We start from the raw sequence: 20,631 nt of genomic DNA on the forward strand, positions 1-20,631 counted from the left end.
ATAATTATAATGATTAAGATTATTATCTTAAAAATTAAAGAGATTCATAATTCCATTATTTAAGTATATATGGATAGTTATTAGATTATCAGCTTTTAATCAAGTATGGTAGTCTTATTTGTAATTTGTATATAATTATTGTTGAATTTTAAAAAAAATTAATGAATTAAATAATATGAAAATATTTTAATGTAAGAAAAATAATAATATATTTTTTAGTATTTTAAAGAGGTGTTATTTGAAGTTTATCTAGAATTTCATTTTTGCTCTTTACTCATAGATAAATTATCTATTTAAATAAATTAATACAAGATAAACAATGATTTTTCTTAAGATACAAGCATTATATTAATTATTTGTTCTTCAAGTTAGTGAGCAAGATAAATGAATAAAAAGATTATAATTGATGCTAATTTTCCAAGCGAAACAAGAGTAGTTTTATTAGGACAAAGCAACAATATAGAAGATATTGAATTTCAAACAACCGTAAGACAACAAAATAAAGGTAACATTTATTTAGCAAAAGTTACAAGAATAGAACCGTCGCTACAAGCTGTTTTTATAGAGTACGGAATGGATAAAAGCGGTTTTTTACCGTTTAGTGAAATCCATCCTAACTATTACAATTTGCCTACCTCGGAGAGAAATTTTCCGGTTAATGCTTTTCCTGAAATAGCTCTTTCAAATATTACGGTTGAGGATGATAAAGAGAAACCGGCTGCTATATATGATTCTTTGGTTGATAGTGAAGAAATTGACCTAAAAACCATAGAAGATTTAGTAGAGAGTAGATTCCAGTCAGAACTTAATTTAGAAGCGGCTGATGATATTGAAATGATTCAAAGCGGTACCCCTGAGTCAAATATTCCGCAATATAAACAATATAAAGTTCAAGAAGTAATAAGAAAAAACCAAATATTATTAGTGCAGGTTACTAAGGAAGAACGAGGAAATAAGTGCGCCGCTTTTACTACTTATATATCCTTGGCTGGTAAATATTGTGTTTTAATGCCTAATAAAGGTTCGCAAAACGGTATATCGCGTAAAATATCAAACGGGGAAGAAAGAAAAAGACTGAAAGATATTTTAAATAAAATAGTAAGCGGTGACAAAAATGCTTATAGCGTCATTGTTAGAACCGCAGGTAGAGGAAGTAGCACCTTAGATTTAAAGAAAGACTATAATTATTTAGCAAGGTTATGGAATAAAATTCGTAAAAGTACTATTAAATTTCCGGCTCCGTGTTTTATTCATGAGGAAGATAGTATAATACGTAAAACCATACGTGATATGTGCGATCACAATGTTAAAGAAGTGGTAATTCAAGGACAAGAGGGTTATGAAGACGCTTCAAAATTTATGCAGGATTTATTACCTTCAGAGCTTGTAAAGCTGAAAGAGCATAAAAGTAAAACTCCTATATTTACTAAGTTTCAAGTAGAAGAGCAATTAGTTAAATTATATCAGCCTGTAGTGACGTTACCTTCAGGAGGATATATGGTTATTAATCCTACGGAAGCTCTTATTGCAATTGATGTAAATTCCGGTAAATCAACTTCTGAACAAAATATTGAAGAAACGGCACTAAAAACTAATTTAGAAGCAGCCAAAGAAGTAGCAAAGCAAGTAAAGCTTAGAGATCTATCAGGTTTGATAGTTGTTGATTTTATAGACATGAGCGAAGCTAAGAATCGTAAAATTATTGAACGATCCTTTAAAGAGTTTTTAAGTCGTGATCGTGCTCGTATACAAACCGGTAATATTAGTCAGTTTGGACTACTTGAATTCTCAAGGCAGAGATTACGTTCTTCTTTCTTAGAAACTAATTCGGCAATTTGTTCTCATTGTAACGGTAAAGGAGTCATTAGAGCAAGTGACGCTAATGCTATGTTAATTTTACGTACTATAGAGAATGAAATTTTTGAAGAAAGAATTGATGTAATAAATGTTTTTACCAATATCGTTTCAGTTATTTATCTACTTAATAATAAACGTGCTGAGATAAAATTTATTGAAGAAAAATATAATATAAAGCTTAATTTTTATTCCGATCCTAATGCTACATCAGATAGTTATTCGATTGAAAAAGTGAAGCTGTTCAAGAAAAATAACAATAATTTTAATTCTGTTAAGCCGGTAATTCAGAATCATAATGCCGATTATACTGAAGAAGAGCTGAAAAAAGAACAGTTACGCAAAAATAAACATAAATGGAAAACAGCTAATAATAGTAATAATGTTGCTAATGAAGTAAAAGATAAGAGTTTAGAGGCAGAAGAATCGGTGGAGCAAACCGTAAGCGTTGTGGAAGAGGTGAAAGTTGTAGAAAGTAATGCCGGCTTAGAAGAAGCACAAGCTGCTCCAAAAAAGACAAAACGTAGATATCGTAATAAAACATCAAATAAGAAATGTCCTTCTAATACCGTCGAAGATACGGAAAAGAATGCAGAGTCTTGATTTGAGGGCTATAATATGTCATTCCTGCGAAAGCAGGAATCCAGTAATCCTTAATGTCACCCCGTGGGCTTGACCACGGGGTCCATAAAAATAATAAAAAATACTAATAGTATTAGTATTTTTAGCTGGATCCCGCGATCAAGTCGCGGGATGATAAATGATAAACCTATCCACGCCACAAGGCCTACGCGGGGATGACATAGCAATGCTGTAATGACGCGATAAAAAACATAAACTTAAAATAAAAGTGCAGAAAAGTTTAATTACAAAATGGTTGTGTATAAGTTGTATAATGGTCATAGCGACGATTGTTATAGGGGGGATAACAAGGCTTACCGGTTCTGGTTTATCTATAGTTGAGTGGCGTCCGGTAACCGGTATTTTGCCGCCTTTTAGTTTTGAAAGCTGGCAATCGGAATTTGCTAAATATAAAGCTTTTCCTGAATATAACTCCGTTAATTACGGAATTACTTTATCACAGTTTAAGTTTATTTATCTGTTAGAGTTTATACATCGATTACTCGGTAGAATTACAGCTTTAATATATATTGTACCTTTAATATATTTTTATTTTAAAGATGTTATAAAAAATCGTGACATGCTACCTTATATAATTGCTTTGTTGTTATTTTGCGTACAAGGCTTTATAGGGTGGTATATGGTTAAAAGCGGCTTGTTGAATAGCCCGTATGTTAGTCATTTTCGACTTGCTTTTCATTTAATTATCGCCGTAATTATTTATCACATACTTTTTTATCAACTAATAAAAAATCGTTGTGATATTTTGTTAATCCCGTCACAAACAGATTTTAAATTACCATTAATATTTTCCGGTATTGCTATTACTGTAGTATATGTGCAAATTTTTTTAGGTGCTTTAGTTGCAGGGCTTGATGCAGGGCTGATATATAATAGTTTTCCGCTAATGGATGATAGATTTATCCCGATGGAGATAAAAGATAATTTCTTTGATCTTAAAAATTGGTATGATCCGGTTTTTATACAATTCATACATCGTTTAGTCGGCTATAGCGTATTTTTGGTTGTTGTAGTTTTGATAATTTGCTTGTTAAAAATAGAGCATCCGAAATTAAATAAGATAGCGTATTTTCTAATGATTGCATTATTCATGCAGGTATCTACCGGCATCATTACTCTTTTATACTCTGTACCTATAATAATTGCCTCTATACATCAGCTTTTTGCTATAATCCTGTTATCTATAATAATTTGGTGCTATTTTTTAATAAAAAGTTCCTAATTTATTAAAAATATGATCATCGATGTCAATACTCCTATTTCTTCTAGATTAGATAAATATTTAAAACGTCTATATCCCTTATTGACTCAAGGAGTAATAGAGAAAGCATTACGTCAAAAACAAATTACCGTTAATTCTCAGAAAGCAGAAGCGAGTTTAAGAGTAAAGGGCGGCGATAAAATTTTTATTAACGATAAGTTTAATTTACCTGTTAAGCAACCTGAAAAATTAGTTTTTACCGACGCTGAAATTAAGCTAGCGACGAAAATTACTACCGATTATTTGATATATGCAGATGATAATTTAATAGCTATAAATAAACCTGCAGGTCTTGCTACTCAAGGCGGCACTAAAATAAATTTATCTATTGACTCTGCATTAAAATATTTGAATTATAAAGGTACTGATTTTAAGCTAGTACATAGATTAGATAAAAAAACAAGCGGTTTGCTCTTAATAGCCAAAAATTATTTAAGTAGTGTAAAACTTCATGATGCTTTTAAAGAAAAATTGGTTGTAAAAACATATTTTGCCGTAACCTATGGAAAGCCAATTAAAAATGTAGGCGAAGTTAGAAGTAATATAGAAAAGAGTAAAGGAAGTACACCTAAAATTACTGATATTGATAGTGAAAATGGTAAACTTGCCATTACTTATTATAAAGTACTTAAATCACTTGATAATAACTTATTTTTAATTGAATTTACGCCGGTTACAGGTAGAATGCATCAATTAAGGTTGCATGCTAAATTATTAGGTTGTCCGATACTTGGAGATGATAAATATGGTAATAAAGAAATAATGCCGTATAGTAAATATATGTTCTTGCATGCTAATAATATATGTTTATCTGAAAAAATTTTTGGTCAAGAGATTAAGTTAGACGCAAAATTACCGTTTTATTTTACTAGACGTCTTACATAACTTGCTTCTAAAGGTAATTTGTACGTCGATCCGGTACTCGAATCCTCATGTCAAGTGTACGCTGTGGTTCTGCGTTCCGTGTCTCCTTCAAATTTCTTTTTATTAGCTGCGTTATGTAAGACGTCTATTGATAAGTTTGTGGAGTGTTGCAGTTATGATGCGTAGATATTTTTTATTGTTGCTTTTTTTTATTACTAATTGTATTGATTGTTTTGCAGATATACAGCAAAGAATCAATGAAGCAGAAAAAGAATATATCAGTAATAGATTTTTAAATGCCGTTTTTATGTTTGCCGATGATTATAAACCTTTATTAACCGGTGCTAAAGGAATTTTTGCTTTAAATGGTGAGCAATTAAAAGCAAATGAAATGATGCCTATTGTTTCTGCTACAAAGCCTTTTACAGCAGCTGGAATCTTAAAATTACAAGAACAGGCATTATTAAATATTAACGATAAAATTTATAAATATCTTGATCCGGAAATGTGGGGTGGAAAAGTGCCGGATTGGGCATATAAAATATCTATCCATAATTTATTAACGCATAGTAGCGGTATTGCTGAATATTTTAGTTTTGTTAAACTTGATTTAAATATGCCTAAGAAAGAGATTCACAAGAAAATATTACAATTTGTTTCTTCTAAGCCTTTAGAAATATCTATAGGGAAAAAATTTAAATATAGTAATACTAATTTTGTTATACTCGGTATGATTATAGAAAAGGTGGCTAAAAAAGATTTAGCTAACTTTTTTTATGATGAATTTTTTAAACCGCTTAATATGAAATCTACTAGTTTTGCTTCATATAGTGAAGCCGCTAGAATCCAAAAAAACGTTATTAGTTCTAATTATCCGGTAAGATATTTTTTAACGCCTAATAATAGTAATAAACCTATATTTACTCCTGTAACTGCTGATTTTTTAGCAGTTCCTTGTGCTGACGGTGGTATAATATCAACACCGGTTGATCTTATTAGATGGTATAGGGCATTAAATGAGGAGAAAATTCTTGCTAAGAAGTCGTATAAACTTATGACTACTAAATATTTTTTAGCACAAGAGATAGAAGGGCGTAAGTCTTATATGGGTTACGGTATTTTTCTTACTGATCTTGATTCTAAGCGTTTAATGATTCATTATACGGGAAAAGCCCTTGGAATACAAAGTGAAGCAGGATATGTTGTGCCTGATAATCTTTATTTTGCTATACTCAGTAATACTATGATAAAAATTCCTGAAGAAGAAAAAGATAAAATTGACATGAAACATCCTTTAAATCAACTTGGAATAATTTATTTTAGAAATACAATAATAGGGGCAGCTATAAAAAATTAAATAGACTTGTTGTGTAACCTATCTTATAAAGAGGAATTTGAAAGAAACACGGAACGTAGCACCGCAGCGTACACTTAGTACGTGAGGATGCGAGTATCGGATTGACATACAAATTACCTTTAGAAGGAGGTTATACAACAAGTCTAATGAAGATAGTTACTTGGAATATTAATTCATTGCGTCTACGGATCGATTTATTAAGAAAATTAGCATATGAACATCAGCCGGATATTATTTTACTTCAAGAAACAAAGGTAGCTGACTCATTATTTCCTCTTGAAGTTATTAAAAATATAGGCTATGAACATGTAATATATTCAGGGCAGAAATCATATAACGGTGTTGCTATTATTTCAAAATTTCCTTTGAATAATGTTTTTTCATTGGAGTTATATAATAGTGATAAAAGGCATATAGCAGCTATAGTTAATGATATAGAAATACATAATTTTTATGTTCCTGCCGGCGGTGATATACCTGATATCGAGGTAAATACAAAATTTAAGCATAAGCTCGAATATGTAAGGTTAATGCAGGAATGGTTAACGACTAACCGTACTAAAAACGATAAAATGATTATTGTTGGGGACTTGAACATTGCTCCGCATGAACATGATGTATGGTCTAGTAAGCAATTGCGAAATGTTATCAGCCATACCGATATTGAACGCTCGTTATTGGTAGAGCTACAAAATGCGTTAGGTTTTATTGATAGTAGCAGACATTTCGTATCGCTTGACGAAAAATTTTATACTTGGTGGAGTTATAGAAATATAGATTGGAAAAAATCTAACAGAGGTAGAAGACTTGATCATATTTGGGTTAGCGATAATTTAAAAGGTGCATTATTTTCTATGCATTTACTATCAGAAGCACGTGATTGGTTTTCACCTTCGGATCATGTACCATATTTTGTGACTTTTAATTTACAGATGTCATCCCGTGATCAAGCCACGGGATGACAATAGTCTTAAGGAGTAATTAGTGGATATTAAGTTAGGAAAATATAAGCCGACAAAGGAAGAATATATAAAAAGCTTTAAAGATATGCTCCTACTACGTCGTTTTGAAGAAAAATGCGGTCAGTTATACGGAATGGGAGAAATCGGTGGTTTTTGTCATTTATATATAGGGCAAGAAGCAGTAATTTCTGCAGTAGATATGGTTAAACAAAAAGGTGATAGCACTATTACTAGCTATCGTGACCATGCTCATATTATTTTAGCAGGAACTGAGCCTAAATATGTTCTTGCCGAGCTTATGGGGCGTGCTACAGGTTGCTCGAAAGGTAAGGGTGGCTCGATGCATTTATTTAATGTACCCAACAAATTTTACGGTGGACACGGTATAGTAGGGGCTCAAGTACCGATAGGTACAGGGCTTGCGTTTGCTGAAAAATATAACGATACGCATAATATCTGTTTTACTTTTTTAGGTGACGGTGCCGTTAATCAAGGTCAGGTATATGAAGCTTTTAATATGGCTGCTTTATGGGGTTTGCCGGTAGTTTATATTATTGAAAATAACGAATATTCGATGGGGACGTCTGTAGCACGTTCTACCTTTATGCGTGATTTATATAAGAAAGGGGCATCGTTTGGGATTAAAGGATTTCAGCTAGACGGTATGGATTTTGAAGAAATGTATGACGGCTCTAAGCAAGCAGCCGAGTATGTTAGAGAAAATAGCTTTCCTCTGATATTAGAGGTAAAAACTTATCGTTATCGTGGGCATTCGATGTCCGACCCGGCAAAATATCGTAGTAAAGAAGAAGTTGAGCAATATAAAGAGCGTGATCCGTTGGTAATAATAAGAAAAACGATACTCGACAATAAATATGTAACCGAAGCGGATTTAAAAGCAATAGAACAGTCGGTAAAAGAAATTGTGAAAGAAGCAGTAGAATTCTCAGAAAATTCACCGCTACCTGATGAAGGGGAGTTGTATACACAGGTGTACTGTTAAGGCATCATTGCGAGGAAAAACTGTAAGTTTTGACGAAGCAATCTCAGGAATTTGTTATTATTTCATGAGATTGTCACGCAGCCTACGGCTGCTCGCAATGACGTTCACGCAGGCAAGCCTCCTTGCAATAACGTTTAATTTGATCAAATAAAAAAGAAAAATGCAAATAACGGTACGTGAAGCATTGCGTGATGCCATGCAAGAAGAGATGATAAGAGACGACAAGGTTTTTGTCATAGGCGAGGAAGTTGCAGAATATCAAGGAGCTTACAAGGTAACTCAAGGATTACTAGAGCGATTTGGTCCTAAGAGGGTAATTGATACACCGATAACGGAATATGGTTTTGCAGGGCTTGCAGTCGGAGCAGCTTTTGCAGGACTTCGCCCGATCGTAGAGTTTATGACCTTTAACTTTGCTATGCAAGCATTCGATCACATAGTTAATTCAGCGGCAAAAACGCATTACATGTCAGGCGGGCAGGTCAAATGTCCGATAGTATTGAGAGGACCAAACGGAGCAGCAAGTAGAGTAGCTGCACAACATAGCCAAAATTATACAGCTTGCTATTCCCACATTCCGGGATTAAAAGTAGTAGCTCCTTATAGTGCAGAAGATCATAAAGGACTTATGCTTACAGCTATTAGGGACGATAATCCCGTTGTTTTTTTAGAAAATGAAATTTTATACGGTCATAGTTTTGACGTGCCGAAAACAATCGAGCCTATACCCTTTGGTCAGGCAAAAATTTTAAGAGAGGGTAGTAGTGTCACTATAGTAACTTTCTCGATTCAAGTAAAACTTGCCTTAGATGCTGCAAATGTTGTGCAGAATGATAATATTGATTGTGAGGTTATTGATCTTCGCACTATTAAACCGCTTAATACTGAGACAATAATAGAATCAGTGAAAAAAACTAATCGTTTAGTTGTAGTGGAAGAAGGGTGGTTTTTTGCAGGTGTTGGTGCAAGTATCGCTTCTATTGTTATGAAAGAAGCATTTGATTATTTAGATGCTCCGATAGAGATTGTAAGCGGCAAAGATCTTCCCCTTCCTTATGCTGTTAATTTAGAAACACTAGCTCTGCCGAGTGAGAGCGATGTAATAGAAGCCGTTAAAAAGGTTTGTTATTATAGTATTTAATGTATTAGCTTAGTTTTTTCGTCATTGCGAGCAACTGAAAGGAGCGTGGCAATCTCATAAAGCAAGATTCCAGAGATTGCTTTGTCAAAACTTACAGTTTTTCCTCGCAATGACGATGTCAACTTTTTTAGGCATATCTACTTTGCAGCTCTTTTACGGTCGTTAGGGTCAAGTAGAGCTTTACGTAAACGAATAGATTTCGGTGTGACTTCAACTCGCTCGTCATCTTGTATATAGCTGATTGCCTGCTCTAACGTTAAAAGCATTGGCGGAGTTAGCCTTATGGCTTCGTCTTTACCTGTTGCTCTAACGTTGCTCAGTTGTTTCGCTTTTAGTGGGTTTACCTCTAAATCATTATCACGATTATGTTCGCCGATAATCATGCCTCTATATACTTTGTCACTAGGGTTTATAAACATTTTCCCCCTTTCTTCTAGATTCCATAGAGCATATGCGACTGCTGCCCCGTCACCGTTAGAGATAAGCACACCGTTACGTCTTCCCTCGATATTTCCTTTATAATCAGCATATCCATGGAAAATACGATTCATAATCCCTGTGCCTCGTGTTTCGGTTAAAAACTGGCTGTGATAGCCGATTAACCCTCTAGACGGTCCGATAAACGTAACACGGCTTTTACCGCCGCCTGACGGCCTCATATCAGTCATTTCGGCTTTTCTCAGTGCTAAAGATTTTACGACTACTCCAACATAATCATCATCAACGTCAACTTGGATTTCTTCCATCGGTTCTTGCTTATTACCTTTCTCATCAGTTTGGAATAATACTTCGGGTCTGCTAATAGATAGCTCAAATCCTTCACGACGCATAGTTTCAATTAAGATCCCAAGTTGTAACTCACCACGCCCTGCAACTTGGAAAGCATTTTTCTCGGCAGCTTCAGTAACTTTTAAGGCAACGTTACTTTCAAGTTCACGCATTAACCTAGCTCCAATTAAGCTCGACGTAACTTTTGTCCCTTCGCTTCCTGCAAGCGGTGAGTCATTAATGCTAAAAGTCATGGATAAAGTCGGCGGATCGATAGGTAGAGACGGTACGGCCTCGGTTACCTCAGGGGAGCAGATAGTATCGGCAACGTTGGCGTTTTCAACGCCTGCTACGGCAATAATATCGCCGGCTGTAGCATCATTTATAGCGATTCGCTCTAAGCCTCTAAAGGCTAATATTTTAGTGATACGTCCGGTTTCAAGTACTTTATTCTCACGATTTAATACTTTTACGTTTTGGTTAATTTTAACAGTGCCGCTTTGTACACGACCTGTTAAAACCCTACCGAAGAAAGAGTTATATTCTCTAGTAGTAACAAGCATAGAAAACGGTGCTTTGTCATCGGCTAAGGGTTTTGGTACATGCTGTACTATAAGGTCGAAAAGCGGTGCTAAATCATCTGCTAAATTGTCTAAAGGATTAATTTTATCATCAAAGGTTAAAGATGCTCTACCTGCTCTACCTGATGCATAAACTATAGGGAAGTCAAGCTGATCGTTGTTTGCTTCAAGTGCCACAAATAACTCAAATACTTCAGCGATCACTTCTTTAATTCTTTGGTCATCTCTATCGATTTTATTAATAACGACAATAGGTTTTAAGCCGAGATTTAACGCTTTAGAAAGCACGAATTTTGTTTGCGGCATTGGTCCTTCCGATGCATCGACAAGTAGCACTACACCGTCAACCATGCTAAGGATGCGTTCTACTTCACCGCCAAAATCGGCGTGTCCTGGCGTATCAACTATATTGATACGGATATCGTTCCACATAAGAGCAGTGCATTTGGCAAGTATCGTGATTCCACGCTCACGCTCAAGATCGTTAGAGTCCATAGCACGCTCAGCAACTGCTTGGTTAGCTCTAAATGTTCCGCTTTGTTTAAGCATGTTATCAACAAGCGTAGTTTTTCCATGATCAACGTGGGCAATAATTGCTATATTACGAATAGATGGCATCTTTAAAAATTCTCACAAGTTTACAATAGTTTTTCGTATTATACACTAAAATACCAAAAATTGGAATATAAGTTCTTGAAAAAGAAATTGATTTAACTGTAGAATAAAAATTACTAAGAATTTTTAAACTTTAAAATAAGAGAAATTAATGAACGATAATACAGTTTTATTTATATTTGATTGTGACAATACTTTAGTTGGACATTCGCATAATTATATCGGAGAGAGGTTAGGAGGTTTAATAGCACGTAATATACAACATCGCTTTTTTAGCTCCTATGAAGAACGAGAGCAAGAAAAAGTTAGGCTTGAGCAAAAATTTTCTATAGAGCTGATGGAGAAATTCCTAGATAATGAAAATTTAGGTTGGAAAATGAAGAGCAAATAGCACGCCTTTTTAAGAATATTATATTATCCGGTCATAAAATAGCTATAGCATCATTTAATGATTATCCTCATGCTGTAAAATATGCATTAGCAAGGTTACTAGGAAAGGAAGATGCAGCAAAAATTTATATAAAATCAGCTTTACCTTCTAATAATTTTGAAGAAATACACAATTGTACTAAAAAAGAATATATAAGAGAAATAATTAATAATACCGAAATAACTGTCAATGCTGCAAAAGACTATGGTATTACAGTAGTTTTGGTTAAGAACAAAGGAACAGAGCATATTCATGAAGCTTTTTTTTATATGAATTTAATGAAATGAACAGCATGAAATTTATGTTGAGCTAGAAGACCCGGCTACTGAACCTTTGCTTAGTGATGGAGAAAGTACCTATTTAAGTCCTGAAGCAATAAAAGCTATTTCGTTTGAATCTATTTCTAGTGATTATTATTCGGATGGCGAATATATACCATGGGGAGGCGGGAATGTGCCAATGTTAGATAAAGGTTAAGTTTTTAATTATAGACAAATTGCTTGATGTTATTTATTCTTAGATTAATAAGGGTGTTGCTTCAGTGTCATTCCCACGTAGGCGGGAATCCAGTCATCTTGAATGTCATCCCGCGACTTGATCGCGGAATCTCAGGATACTGCCTGTGACACAAGATCCCGTGGTCAAGCCATGGGATGACAATTCTAGCCGATACCGTTTAACCTAATAAGGATCAAGGATGATATACCGAATATTATGTTTATGCATATTCATAATAAATTTCTCAACGATTACGGAGGCACAAAATGTGCCAATTAAAGAAGATAATTTTAAAGTTAGAGTAGCTGTTGCTGATGTACAATCTATATTGGAAGGTTCGATCGCTATAAAAGATTTGCGTAATAAAATCGAAAAGCTTAATCATAAAATTCAAGAGAATATTGCTGCAAAAGAAGCAGAATTTAAACCGCTGGAAGAGAAGCTGCTAAATGAGCGTTCTCATTTAAGTGAAACTGAATTTGAGCATAAAGTAAACGAATTTAATGCAAAAGTTAGCCACGTTAGAAAAGAAATTCAGATTAAGAAAACAAAGCTTGAACAAGCCCACGCTGAGGCTATGAGTAGAGTCCATGAAACAACTATTACAATAATTAGTGAACTTGCCGAGAAATATAACCTTAATTTGGTAATTCCAAGTGCTCAAGTCTTATATGCCAAAAATAATTTGAATATAACTTCCGAAGTGACTTTTATGTTGAATGAGAGATTAAAAGAAGTAACAATAAACTATTGATAGTGTTGTATGGATTTTTGTGTGTCATTCCCGCGTAGGTGGTAATCCAGAAAAATAACTTCAATATTGATACAGAAGTTACATATTTGATAAAATAAATCTATAAAAACTAGTTTTTATAGATTTTACTGGATTCCCGTCTACGCGGGAATGATATAAACAAGAGAGTTATTTAATATGGCAGAATTTACACCGATTACAATTGCATACGGGGACGGTATAGGTCCTGAAATAATGGAGGCAGTGCTTTATATATTACGTAAAGCCGAGGCTCGTATTCGTTTAGAAACCATTGAAGTAGGTGAAAAGCTTTACAAGAAGCATTATACTTCAGGCATAAGCGAGGAAAGCTGGGAATCAATACAACGCACCGGTATTATACTTAAAGCCCCAATTACTACTCCGCAAGGTGGAGGATATAAAAGTTTAAATGTCACGATTCGTAAAACATTACAGCTTTTTGCTAATATTCGTCCTGCCGTTTCGTTTCATCCTTTTACTAGAACATTACATCCAAATTTGAACCTAACTATTATACGTGAGAATGAGGAAGATTTATACGCAGGTATAGAATACCGTCAAACGCATAATATGTATGAGTCAATGAAGTTGATAAGTCATACAGGATGTGAGAAGATTATTAGATATGCTTTTGAATATGCAGTAAAGAATAACCGTAAAAAAGTCATGTGTTTAAGCAAAGATAATATTATGAAATTTTCCGATGGGGTTTTGCATAAAGTATTTAATGAGATTGCAAAAGAATACCCGCAAATTAATAACGCGCATTATATTATCGATATCGGGACGGCAAGGCTTGCTACCAAACCGGAAATATTTGACGTTATCGTAACTTCTAATTTATACGGTGATATCATATCTGACGTAGCTGCTGAAATTTCAGGCTCGGTAGGTCTTGCAGGTTCTGCAAATATTGGGCAGCATTATGCGATGTTTGAAGCGGTACATGGAAGTGCTCCCGATATTGCCGGTAAAGATATCGCAAATCCGTCAGGGCTTTTAAATGCTGCAATAATGATGCTAGTACATATAGGGCAGGGTGATATCGCTACATTAATCGAAAATGCTTGGAAAAAAACTATAGAGGATGGCGTTCATACAGCCGATATATATAACGAGCAGAGTTCTAGTAAAAAAGTCGGTACAAAAGAATTTGCCGAAGAAGTAACAAAAAGATTAGGACAGTTACCGACAAAGCTACCTAAAGCAGATTATCCCTTAATTGCTGAGAAGCAAGAAAGCAATATAGATTATAAAATTGATACTAAAGAAGTTAAGAAATTGGTTGGTACGGATATATTTGTGAATATGAATGTATCTTCCGCTCATGATATAGCAGATAAAATTGATAAACTTGATCTTGGTAATTTTGAGTTAAAAACAATCTCGTCAAAAGGATTAAAGCTGTGGCCTCGTGATACAAGGTTTGAAACTGTTTCCGATCATTGGTGTTGTCGTTTTATGAATAAAGACGGCACAGAAATAAAGCATTTAGATATAACAAGATTGCTTGAAGCTTTAAGCACAGCAAATATCGATTTTATCAAAGTAGAGAATCTGTTTGAATTTGACGGGGTGGCAGGTTATAGCTTGGCTCAAGGTGAGTAAAAACGTCATTGCGAGTGAACTTTAGTTCGTGAGGCAATCTCAGGACTTGTGCATGAGATTGCTTCGTCAATTATTTCATAATTTCCTCGCAATGATGAAAAAAGGATAAACACAATGACACTATACTATATAGGAATTTTATTAGTAATTATTGGATTATTTGCTATATTTTCAGGAATAATCGGTTTTTTTAGATTTCCTGATTTTTATACTAAATTACATGCAGCAAGTGTTATTGAGAGTTTCGGCGTGCCTATTTGCTTAATAGGTTTTGCGTGCATTGAAGCAGATATTGTGAACTCTGTTAAATTAATTTTAGCGGCTTTATTGATTTTTATACTAAATCCGGTAGCAACTCATGCACTTGGTAAAGCATCTTTATTTATGAAAATTAGAGCTGATAGTACCGTCATTGCGAGGAAAATTACGAAGTAATTGACGAAGCAATCTCAGGATGCTTGATAAAATTGCCACGTCGAAATTACGTTTCTCCTCGCAATGACGTTAAATTTTAATAACCATATGACAGTAAAGACAGCTTTAAATTTTGATCTCGGCAATTACCTACTTAACTTAATTGCTTTTTTATTGATCTTAATCTCGATAAAAATAATTTTTGCTAAAGATTTACTAAATGCAGTGATTGCTGCTTCTGTATTTAGCTTATTAATTGGTGTATCCTATCTTATTATGGATGCTCCTGATGTCGCAATGACCGAGGCAGCACTTGGAGCTTGCTTATCAACATGCGTATATTTGAATTTGTTGCGTAAATTACCTTCGGATTTAAAGAATATTGAGAGAACTAATATTATTCCAGCAAGTTTAATATGTTTATTGTTTGTAGTAACTCTTGCTTATATGGGGCTAGAATTACCGAATTACGGTGATGATAATGCTCCTATTCATATGCATTCAAGTAAATATTATATCGAAAATACGTCTAGAGATATAGGTATACCTTCTTTTGTTGCGGCTATTCTTGCAAGTTATCGTGGATATGATACTTTAGGTGAAACTAGCGTAATTTTAATTGCAGGAATTGCCGTGCTGTTGATATTTTCAAGAAAGTCTGATGATGCCATACCGCGACTTGATCTCGGTATCTCAGGACACAGCAGGCGATACAAGATCCCGTGGTCAAGCCACGGGATGACAAATCCAATAATAAAATATATTACTAGTTTTATAATACCTTATATAATTTTATATAGTATATATATTCAGCTTAACGGTGAGTCTTCGCCGGGTGGTGGGTTTCAAGCAGGTGTTATATTTGCATCTAGCCTTATTGCTTATGATTTAGTTTACGGTAACCGAAAATTAAGCCGATATTTCCCTCCTAACGTGCTAGTTTGTATTGCAGTTTTAGGTGTAGCAATATATGCAATTGTAGGAACAATATCACTCTTTTTTAACGATAATTATTTAAATTATTATTCACTAACAAATTTTATCAATGATAAGCTACTTGCTCAGCATATTGCGATAGTTATTGTTGAAATTGGTATAGGTTTAACTGTTGCAGCTATTATGTACTTAATTTACAACGTATTTAATAATTATGAATAGTCTATTTGTACTAATTAAGCGTGAATTGATAGTGCAGAATCGCATTAATAATATAATAAAATATCTAGTTATATTTTTTTTATTTTGCATAATTAGTACTGTTTTAATTAACAGTGAAAGGGATATTAACAAATTCGGTTTAATTTTTTCGGTCATTTGTTTATTAATTTCATTAATCGGTTTTTCTTCGGTTATATTTAAATCTGATTTGGAAGACGGAAGCTTAGAGTTATTATTATCAATTGTTAGTCATGAAAAAATTATATTGGCTAAATTTTTTGCTATATTTATCAGTAGTACGATAGGGCTGGTTTTTGTTTTACCCATTATTTATGTCTTGTTTGATAAAACTTTGCTTGAGATAATATTTTTCTTTATTAGTGTATGGATGATATTAGTGTTATCAAGTAGTTTAGTAGTGTTATCCGGTAGCGTGCAATGTTATTTTAAGAAGAATGCTAACTTTGTCGGTACGTTTATCATGCCGTTATTAATTCCGAATATTATAATGACAGGTTTAATATTACAAGATAATAACTTACAATTAATTTTTATTATGATAGGAATTAATTTAGTATTTTTACCGATTTCATTCTTCTTGAGTTCCTGTTTAATTAAAAATATTTATAATATTACGTGATTTTGCTTTATTTTTACTAATGTAGTGATATAAAATAAGATGAATATTATTGATAAATTTTTTGAGCAAAATATATGTGGCAGGCTTTACGAAGGTTAATGGCAGCAAATCCTATGGGATTTTTTCTGTGGTCTATTATCACTAAATGGTATTTAATTATAGCAGTTGCTTCCTTAATTACTTTATATTATACAGTATTGGGCTTAAAAAAAATTGGGTTTATAGATTATTTTACTGAAACTACAGTCGAGATATTAGATACAACTAAAGCAGTTGCTCAAAATTGTACTACAAAACTCGGTCCTAATTGGAATCGTTTAGTTAGTTTTTGGAATTGCTTAAGTGATCCTGGCGAATATAAGCATGAAGAAGGGACAGGAGCACAAGTGTTAGAAGATGAAATAAATAAACTTACGCCAAAACAAGCAGATAGTGTTGCAGACGCTGAACGTCCTATAATAAATCCTTATGAAGCACGAGAAAATCCAAATAATCTTAATAATACCCCAAGCGGTAGTAATAATAATCATTAATTTATGTCACTTTAATATTATATGTCGGATACTGAAGATAATAAAAACAAACAAACAACACGTCGTGATTTTATGGTTCTAACGGCTAGTAGTGTTGCAGCAATTGGGGCAGCATGTACTCTTTGGCCTCTCGTTGATTCTTTGAACCCTTCTGCGGACGTGCTAGCTTTATCATCAATTGAGGTTGATTTATCAAATATTGCGGTAGGTCAAACAGTTACGGTTAAATGGCAAGGTAAACCGGTTTTTATCACTAACCGTACGCCTGACAAAATAGCTGAAGCAAGAGCCGTTAAAATGTCAGAGCTGATTGATCCTGAAGCAGATGAAGCACGTGTGAAAGCAGGGCATGATAATTGGCTGGTGACGATCGGGATCTGCACGCATTTAGGTTGTGTACCGCTTGCTAATCAAGGTGAATATGATGGATGGTTCTGTCCGTGCCATGGTTCACAATATGATTCTTCAGGTAGAGTGAGAAGAGGTCCTGCTCCTTTAAATTTAGCTGTGCCGCCTTACACTTTTATTAGCGACAAAAAAATTAGAATCGGGTAATTATTTATGAATGAAGATATTACCCCTAAAAAGCCTAATGCTATTATAGAATGGATAGATTATCGTCTTCCTATTTTTGCGTTCCTAAAGCATTTTAGTCATTATCAAACTCCGAAAAATCTTAGCTATTTGTGGAATTTAGGCTCTATTGCCGGTATTGCGTTAGTGATTCAGATAATCACCGGCGTCATACTTGCTATGCACTATACTCCGCATGTTGATTATGCTTTCGATAGTGTTGAGCGAATCATGCGTAACGTGAATTACGGTTGGTTACTGCGTTATACTCATGCGGTAGGTGCATCGATGTTTTTTGCCGCCGTATACTTACACATAGCAAGAGGTTTGTATTACGGCTCTTATAAAGCACCTAGAGAACTGCTTTGGCATATCGGTATCATCATTTTTCTAACCATGATGGCTACTGCTTTCATGGGTTACGTGCTTCCTTGGGGGCAGATGAGCTACTGGGGAGCAACGGTTATTACTAATTTATTTTCCGCTATTCCGTTAATAGGGGAATTCATAGTTACGTGGTTATGGGGTGGTTTTTCTGTTGATAACCCGACATTAAATAGGTTCTTCTCACTGCATTATTTATTGCCGTTTATTATTGTTGCTTTAGTGATGCTGCATTTAGTGGCCTTGCATCAGCATGGTTCAAATAACCCAAAAGGTATAGATGTTAAAAGCCCTAAAGATACTATTCCGTTCCACCCTTATTATACCGTAAAGGATTTTGTCGGTTTCGGAGTTTATTTCATAATATTTGCCTATTTTATTTTTTACGAACCTAATTATTTAGGACATCCCGATAATTACATTCCAGCAAATCCGTTAGTTACGCCTGCCCACATTGTCCCTGAATGGTATTTTCTGCCGTTTTATGCAATACTTAGAGCCGTGCCGTCTAAGCTCGGTGGGGTGCTATTAATGTTCGGCAGTATATTTGTGTTATTTTTACTACCTTGGCTTGATACTTCAAAAGTGAGAAGTAGCAATTATAGACCGATACACCGAATGGCTTTTTGGATATTTATGGCAGATTGTTTATTGCTTGGTTATTTAGGTGGGCAGCCGGCAGAAGAGCCGTATATTACCATTAGCCGTTTTGCTGCTTGTTATTACTTTTTTCATGTCTTAGTAGCTCTGCCGCTGATAGGTAAATATGAAAAACCGCTGCCATTGCCGGAGGAGTTGTAAGAGTTAAGTCATTGCGAAGAGATGTCATTGCGAGGAAATTGCATAGCAATTGACGAAGCAATCTCAGGAGTTTGTTATTATTTCATGAGATTGCCGTGCAGCCTATGGCTGCTCGCAATGACGTTTTTTGTATTATACAAATTTATGAAGTAACCAATAGTATATTATAGTAACTAATAAGAAAAATGGTATACACTCTATACTGGTGTTACTTTTAATTTAATAAAAAGAATATATCAACACAAAAATGATACAATTAAGGAGTTTAGTAAAAATTGCAAAATTTTAGTATTTTATGAGATTCATCAACTATGAATTCAGCAATAAATAGAGAAAAACAAATTAAAGCCGGTTTAAGAAACAAAAAAATTAAATTAATAGAATAAATTGCAAGGAAAGACAAAATCTCAACACAACAATCTTATAAAATAATATATAAACTCCTGAGATTGCTTCGTCAACATTTTCAATTTTTCCTTGCAATGACGACTCAAAAAAATTTATGAAAACTAAACTCCTTATCTCTATCATCATACTACTAACTTCGTGCTTAAGTTTAGCCAATGAAGAAGTATTACATCCAAAAAAGATGAAATGGTCGTTTGACGGCGTATTTGGTACAGTTAATCGTGAAGCAGCACAAAGAGGTTTTCAGGTCTATAAAGAAGTTTGTAGTGTCTGCCACGGTTTAAACAATTTATATTACCGTAATCTTAAAGATATCGGCTTTTCGGATGATGAGATAAAAGAGATTGCCAAAGGCTATATAATACAAGACGGACCTAATGATGATGGTGAGATGTTTGACTGCCCTGCTCTTCTCTCTGATCGTTTTGTACCTCCTTACCCTAATGAGCAAGCAGCAAGAGCAGCTAATAACGGTGCCCATCCTCCTGATTTATCGTTAATAATAAAAGCACGTCATGACGGAGCTAATTATATATATTCGCTACTTACCGGCTATACCGAACCGCCGGCAGATTTTAAGCTGATGCAGGGAACTCATTATAATCCCTATTTCCCTGGCGAGCAAATAGCAATGCCGCCGCCGCTTACAGACGGGCAGGTAACCTATATGGACGGTACTAACGCAAGTGTAGAGCAGATGTCGCAAGATATTGTGGTATTTCTACAATGGGCAGCTGAGCCGGAAATGGAACATCGTAAATCTATGGGTCTTAAAGTTATGATGTTTTTAGCGGTATTTACTATCTTTTTCTATATTGCAAAAAACCGCATTTGGTCTAATTTAAAGTAATTGTTGAGTGGATCAGTTTCCTATTATTGGCGTTGTTGCATGGATCATTAAACATGTTCAATGTCATTTCTGTGAAAGCAGGAATCTAGTTTTTAATCTAATTATATACTAAATTTTTATATAGTTTGCTGTGTTTTTATCATTTTTTACTGGATTCCTGCTTTCGCAGAAATGACATAAATAATCAGTCCATGCTGCCCCTTTTTGCCTCTTTCTTAGTATAATGACTTATCTTTGCTATACTTATCCTAAAATTTATATAGATAGGTATTTATGATTACTTTACTTGTGGCGATAACAGGATTTATGAGTTCAATAATTCCTGAAATTTTGAAAATATATAAAGATATTAACGACAAAAAACACGAGATAAATATTTTAGACCGTCAAATTGCTAATAATAAAAACTTAATCAGTCTAAAACTTTTACAGAGCTGACCATATCACAAGAAATGGTAGAGTAATATTCTCTTTACTCCACTTATAAATCAGGTGTTAGTTGGGTTGATGC

Annotated in this window: 21 protein-coding genes and 2 pseudogenes; 21 read left to right on the forward strand and 2 right to left on the reverse strand. The window is 34.2% G+C overall.

Annotated elements, in window-relative coordinates; all coding sequences use genetic code 11:
• Positions 1 to 384: 384 nt before the first annotated feature.
• The 3 genes from RPR_RS02250 to RPR_RS02260 all read left to right on the forward strand — a co-directional run bounded on the left by RPR_RS02250 (position 385) and on the right by RPR_RS02260 (position 4,642).
• On the forward strand, positions 385 to 2,457 hold the full coding sequence (locus RPR_RS02250) for an Rne/Rng family ribonuclease (protein ID WP_012736557.1): 2,073 nt from the start codon (positions 385 to 387) through the stop codon (positions 2,455 to 2,457).
• Positions 2,458 to 2,704: 247 nt separating this feature from the next.
• On the forward strand, positions 2,705 to 3,718 hold the full coding sequence (locus RPR_RS02255) for a COX15/CtaA family protein (protein ID WP_014410489.1): 1,014 nt from the start codon (positions 2,705 to 2,707) through the stop codon (positions 3,716 to 3,718).
• A 12-nt stretch (positions 3,719 to 3,730) separates the two neighbouring features.
• Positions 3,731 to 4,642, forward strand: coding sequence for an RluA family pseudouridine synthase (locus RPR_RS02260; protein WP_012736559.1), 912 nt, complete (start codon positions 3,731 to 3,733; stop codon positions 4,640 to 4,642).
• On the opposite strand, the pseudogene RPR_RS02265 reads toward RPR_RS02260, so the two are convergent.
• Positions 4,624 to 4,752, reverse strand: a pseudogene (locus RPR_RS02265) (palindromic element RPE1 domain-containing protein); the annotation flags it as partial. The gene RPR_RS02260 and the pseudogene RPR_RS02265 overlap by 19 nt on opposite strands.
• Before the next feature lie 44 nt (positions 4,753 to 4,796).
• Between RPR_RS02265 and RPR_RS02270 the strand changes: the two are divergent.
• The 5 genes and pseudogenes from RPR_RS02270 (at position 4,797) to RPR_RS02290 (ending at position 9,084) form a co-directional block, all read left to right on the forward strand.
• Positions 4,797 to 5,978 (forward strand): serine hydrolase domain-containing protein, encoded by a 1,182-nt coding sequence (locus RPR_RS02270; RefSeq protein WP_012736560.1) that lies wholly within the window; start codon positions 4,797 to 4,799, stop codon positions 5,976 to 5,978.
• Between the two features lie 15 nt (positions 5,979 to 5,993).
• A pseudogene (locus RPR_RS09875) lies at positions 5,994 to 6,112 on the forward strand (palindromic element RPE1 domain-containing protein); the annotation flags it as partial.
• Between the two features lie 12 nt (positions 6,113 to 6,124).
• A complete protein-coding gene (gene xth, locus RPR_RS02280) occupies positions 6,125 to 6,940 on the forward strand; it encodes an exodeoxyribonuclease III (RefSeq protein WP_012736561.1) in 816 nt (271 codons plus the stop codon).
• A gap of 22 nt (positions 6,941 to 6,962) precedes the next feature.
• Positions 6,963 to 7,943, forward strand: coding sequence for a pyruvate dehydrogenase (acetyl-transferring) E1 component subunit alpha (pdhA, locus tag RPR_RS02285; RefSeq protein ID WP_004996289.1), 981 nt, complete (start codon positions 6,963 to 6,965; stop codon positions 7,941 to 7,943).
• Positions 7,944 to 8,103: 160 nt separating this feature from the next.
• Positions 8,104 to 9,084 carry a pyruvate dehydrogenase complex E1 component subunit beta gene (locus RPR_RS02290; RefSeq protein ID WP_012736562.1) on the forward strand — a complete coding sequence of 327 codons (981 nt, stop codon included), beginning with the start codon at positions 8,104 to 8,106 and terminating at the stop codon, positions 9,082 to 9,084.
• Positions 9,085 to 9,221: 137 nt separating this feature from the next.
• On the opposite strand, the gene typA is transcribed toward RPR_RS02290, so the two are convergent.
• The gene (gene typA, locus RPR_RS02295) at positions 9,222 to 11,051 is read right to left on the reverse strand and encodes a translational GTPase TypA (RefSeq protein WP_012736563.1); all 1,830 of its coding nucleotides are present in this window, start codon (positions 11,049 to 11,051) and stop codon (positions 9,222 to 9,224) included.
• A gap of 148 nt (positions 11,052 to 11,199) precedes the next feature.
• Between typA and RPR_RS02300 the strand changes: the two genes are divergently transcribed.
• From RPR_RS02300 to RPR_RS09445, 13 genes are all read left to right on the forward strand, one after another.
• Entirely contained in the window at positions 11,200 to 11,439 is a 240-nt protein-coding gene (locus tag RPR_RS02300) for a hypothetical protein (protein ID WP_012150563.1), read from the forward strand.
• Positions 11,418 to 11,765: a hypothetical protein gene (locus RPR_RS02305; protein ID WP_085065627.1), complete on the forward strand. Its 348-nt coding sequence runs from the start codon at positions 11,418 to 11,420 to the stop codon at positions 11,763 to 11,765. Before RPR_RS02300 ends, RPR_RS02305 begins: the two co-directional genes overlap by 22 nt.
• A 46-nt stretch (positions 11,766 to 11,811) precedes the next feature.
• Entirely contained in the window at positions 11,812 to 11,955 is a 144-nt protein-coding gene (locus tag RPR_RS08510) for a hypothetical protein (protein ID WP_187145799.1), read from the forward strand.
• 220 nt (positions 11,956 to 12,175) lie between these two features.
• Positions 12,176 to 12,730, forward strand: a complete 555-nt coding sequence (locus RPR_RS02310; protein ID WP_010977007.1) for an OmpH family outer membrane protein — start codon at positions 12,176 to 12,178, stop codon at positions 12,728 to 12,730.
• A gap of 177 nt (positions 12,731 to 12,907) precedes the next feature.
• Entirely contained in the window at positions 12,908 to 14,359 is a 1,452-nt protein-coding gene (locus RPR_RS02315; RefSeq protein WP_012736564.1) for an NADP-dependent isocitrate dehydrogenase, read from the forward strand.
• Between the two features lie 114 nt (positions 14,360 to 14,473).
• Positions 14,474 to 14,794 (forward strand): Na+/H+ antiporter subunit G, encoded by a 321-nt coding sequence (locus RPR_RS02320; RefSeq protein WP_004996272.1) that lies wholly within the window; start codon positions 14,474 to 14,476, stop codon positions 14,792 to 14,794.
• A gap of 63 nt (positions 14,795 to 14,857) precedes the next feature.
• Positions 14,858 to 15,931, forward strand: a complete 1,074-nt coding sequence (locus RPR_RS02325; protein WP_012736565.1) for a DUF4040 domain-containing protein — start codon at positions 14,858 to 14,860, stop codon at positions 15,929 to 15,931.
• Entirely contained in the window at positions 15,924 to 16,571 is a 648-nt protein-coding gene (locus tag RPR_RS02330; RefSeq protein ID WP_012150568.1) for a heme exporter protein CcmB, read from the forward strand. The genes RPR_RS02325 and RPR_RS02330 overlap by 8 nt, the downstream gene beginning before the upstream one ends.
• Positions 16,572 to 16,645: 74 nt before the next feature.
• Positions 16,646 to 17,104, forward strand: a complete 459-nt coding sequence (locus tag RPR_RS02335; RefSeq protein ID WP_012736566.1) for a DUF2670 domain-containing protein — start codon at positions 16,646 to 16,648, stop codon at positions 17,102 to 17,104.
• Between the two features lie 21 nt (positions 17,105 to 17,125).
• A complete protein-coding gene (gene petA / locus RPR_RS02340) occupies positions 17,126 to 17,659 on the forward strand; it encodes a ubiquinol-cytochrome c reductase iron-sulfur subunit (protein WP_004996261.1) in 534 nt (177 codons plus the stop codon).
• A 6-nt stretch (positions 17,660 to 17,665) separates the two neighbouring features.
• Positions 17,666 to 18,862 carry a cytochrome b gene (locus RPR_RS02345; protein WP_012736567.1) on the forward strand — a complete coding sequence of 399 codons (1,197 nt, stop codon included), beginning with the start codon at positions 17,666 to 17,668 and terminating at the stop codon, positions 18,860 to 18,862.
• 502 nt (positions 18,863 to 19,364) lie between these two features.
• Positions 19,365 to 20,120 (forward strand): cytochrome c1, encoded by a 756-nt coding sequence (locus RPR_RS02360; protein ID WP_012736568.1) that lies wholly within the window; start codon positions 19,365 to 19,367, stop codon positions 20,118 to 20,120.
• Positions 20,121 to 20,426: 306 nt separating this feature from the next.
• The gene (locus tag RPR_RS09445; RefSeq protein ID WP_266105323.1) at positions 20,427 to 20,558 is read left to right on the forward strand and encodes a hypothetical protein; all 132 of its coding nucleotides are present in this window, start codon (positions 20,427 to 20,429) and stop codon (positions 20,556 to 20,558) included.
• The last annotated feature ends 73 nt before the right edge of the window (positions 20,559 to 20,631 follow it).

It is taken from the genome of Rickettsia peacockii str. Rustic (assembly GCF_000021525.1).
In the GTDB taxonomy this organism is placed as follows: Bacteria; Pseudomonadota; Alphaproteobacteria; order Rickettsiales; family Rickettsiaceae; genus Rickettsia; species Rickettsia rickettsii.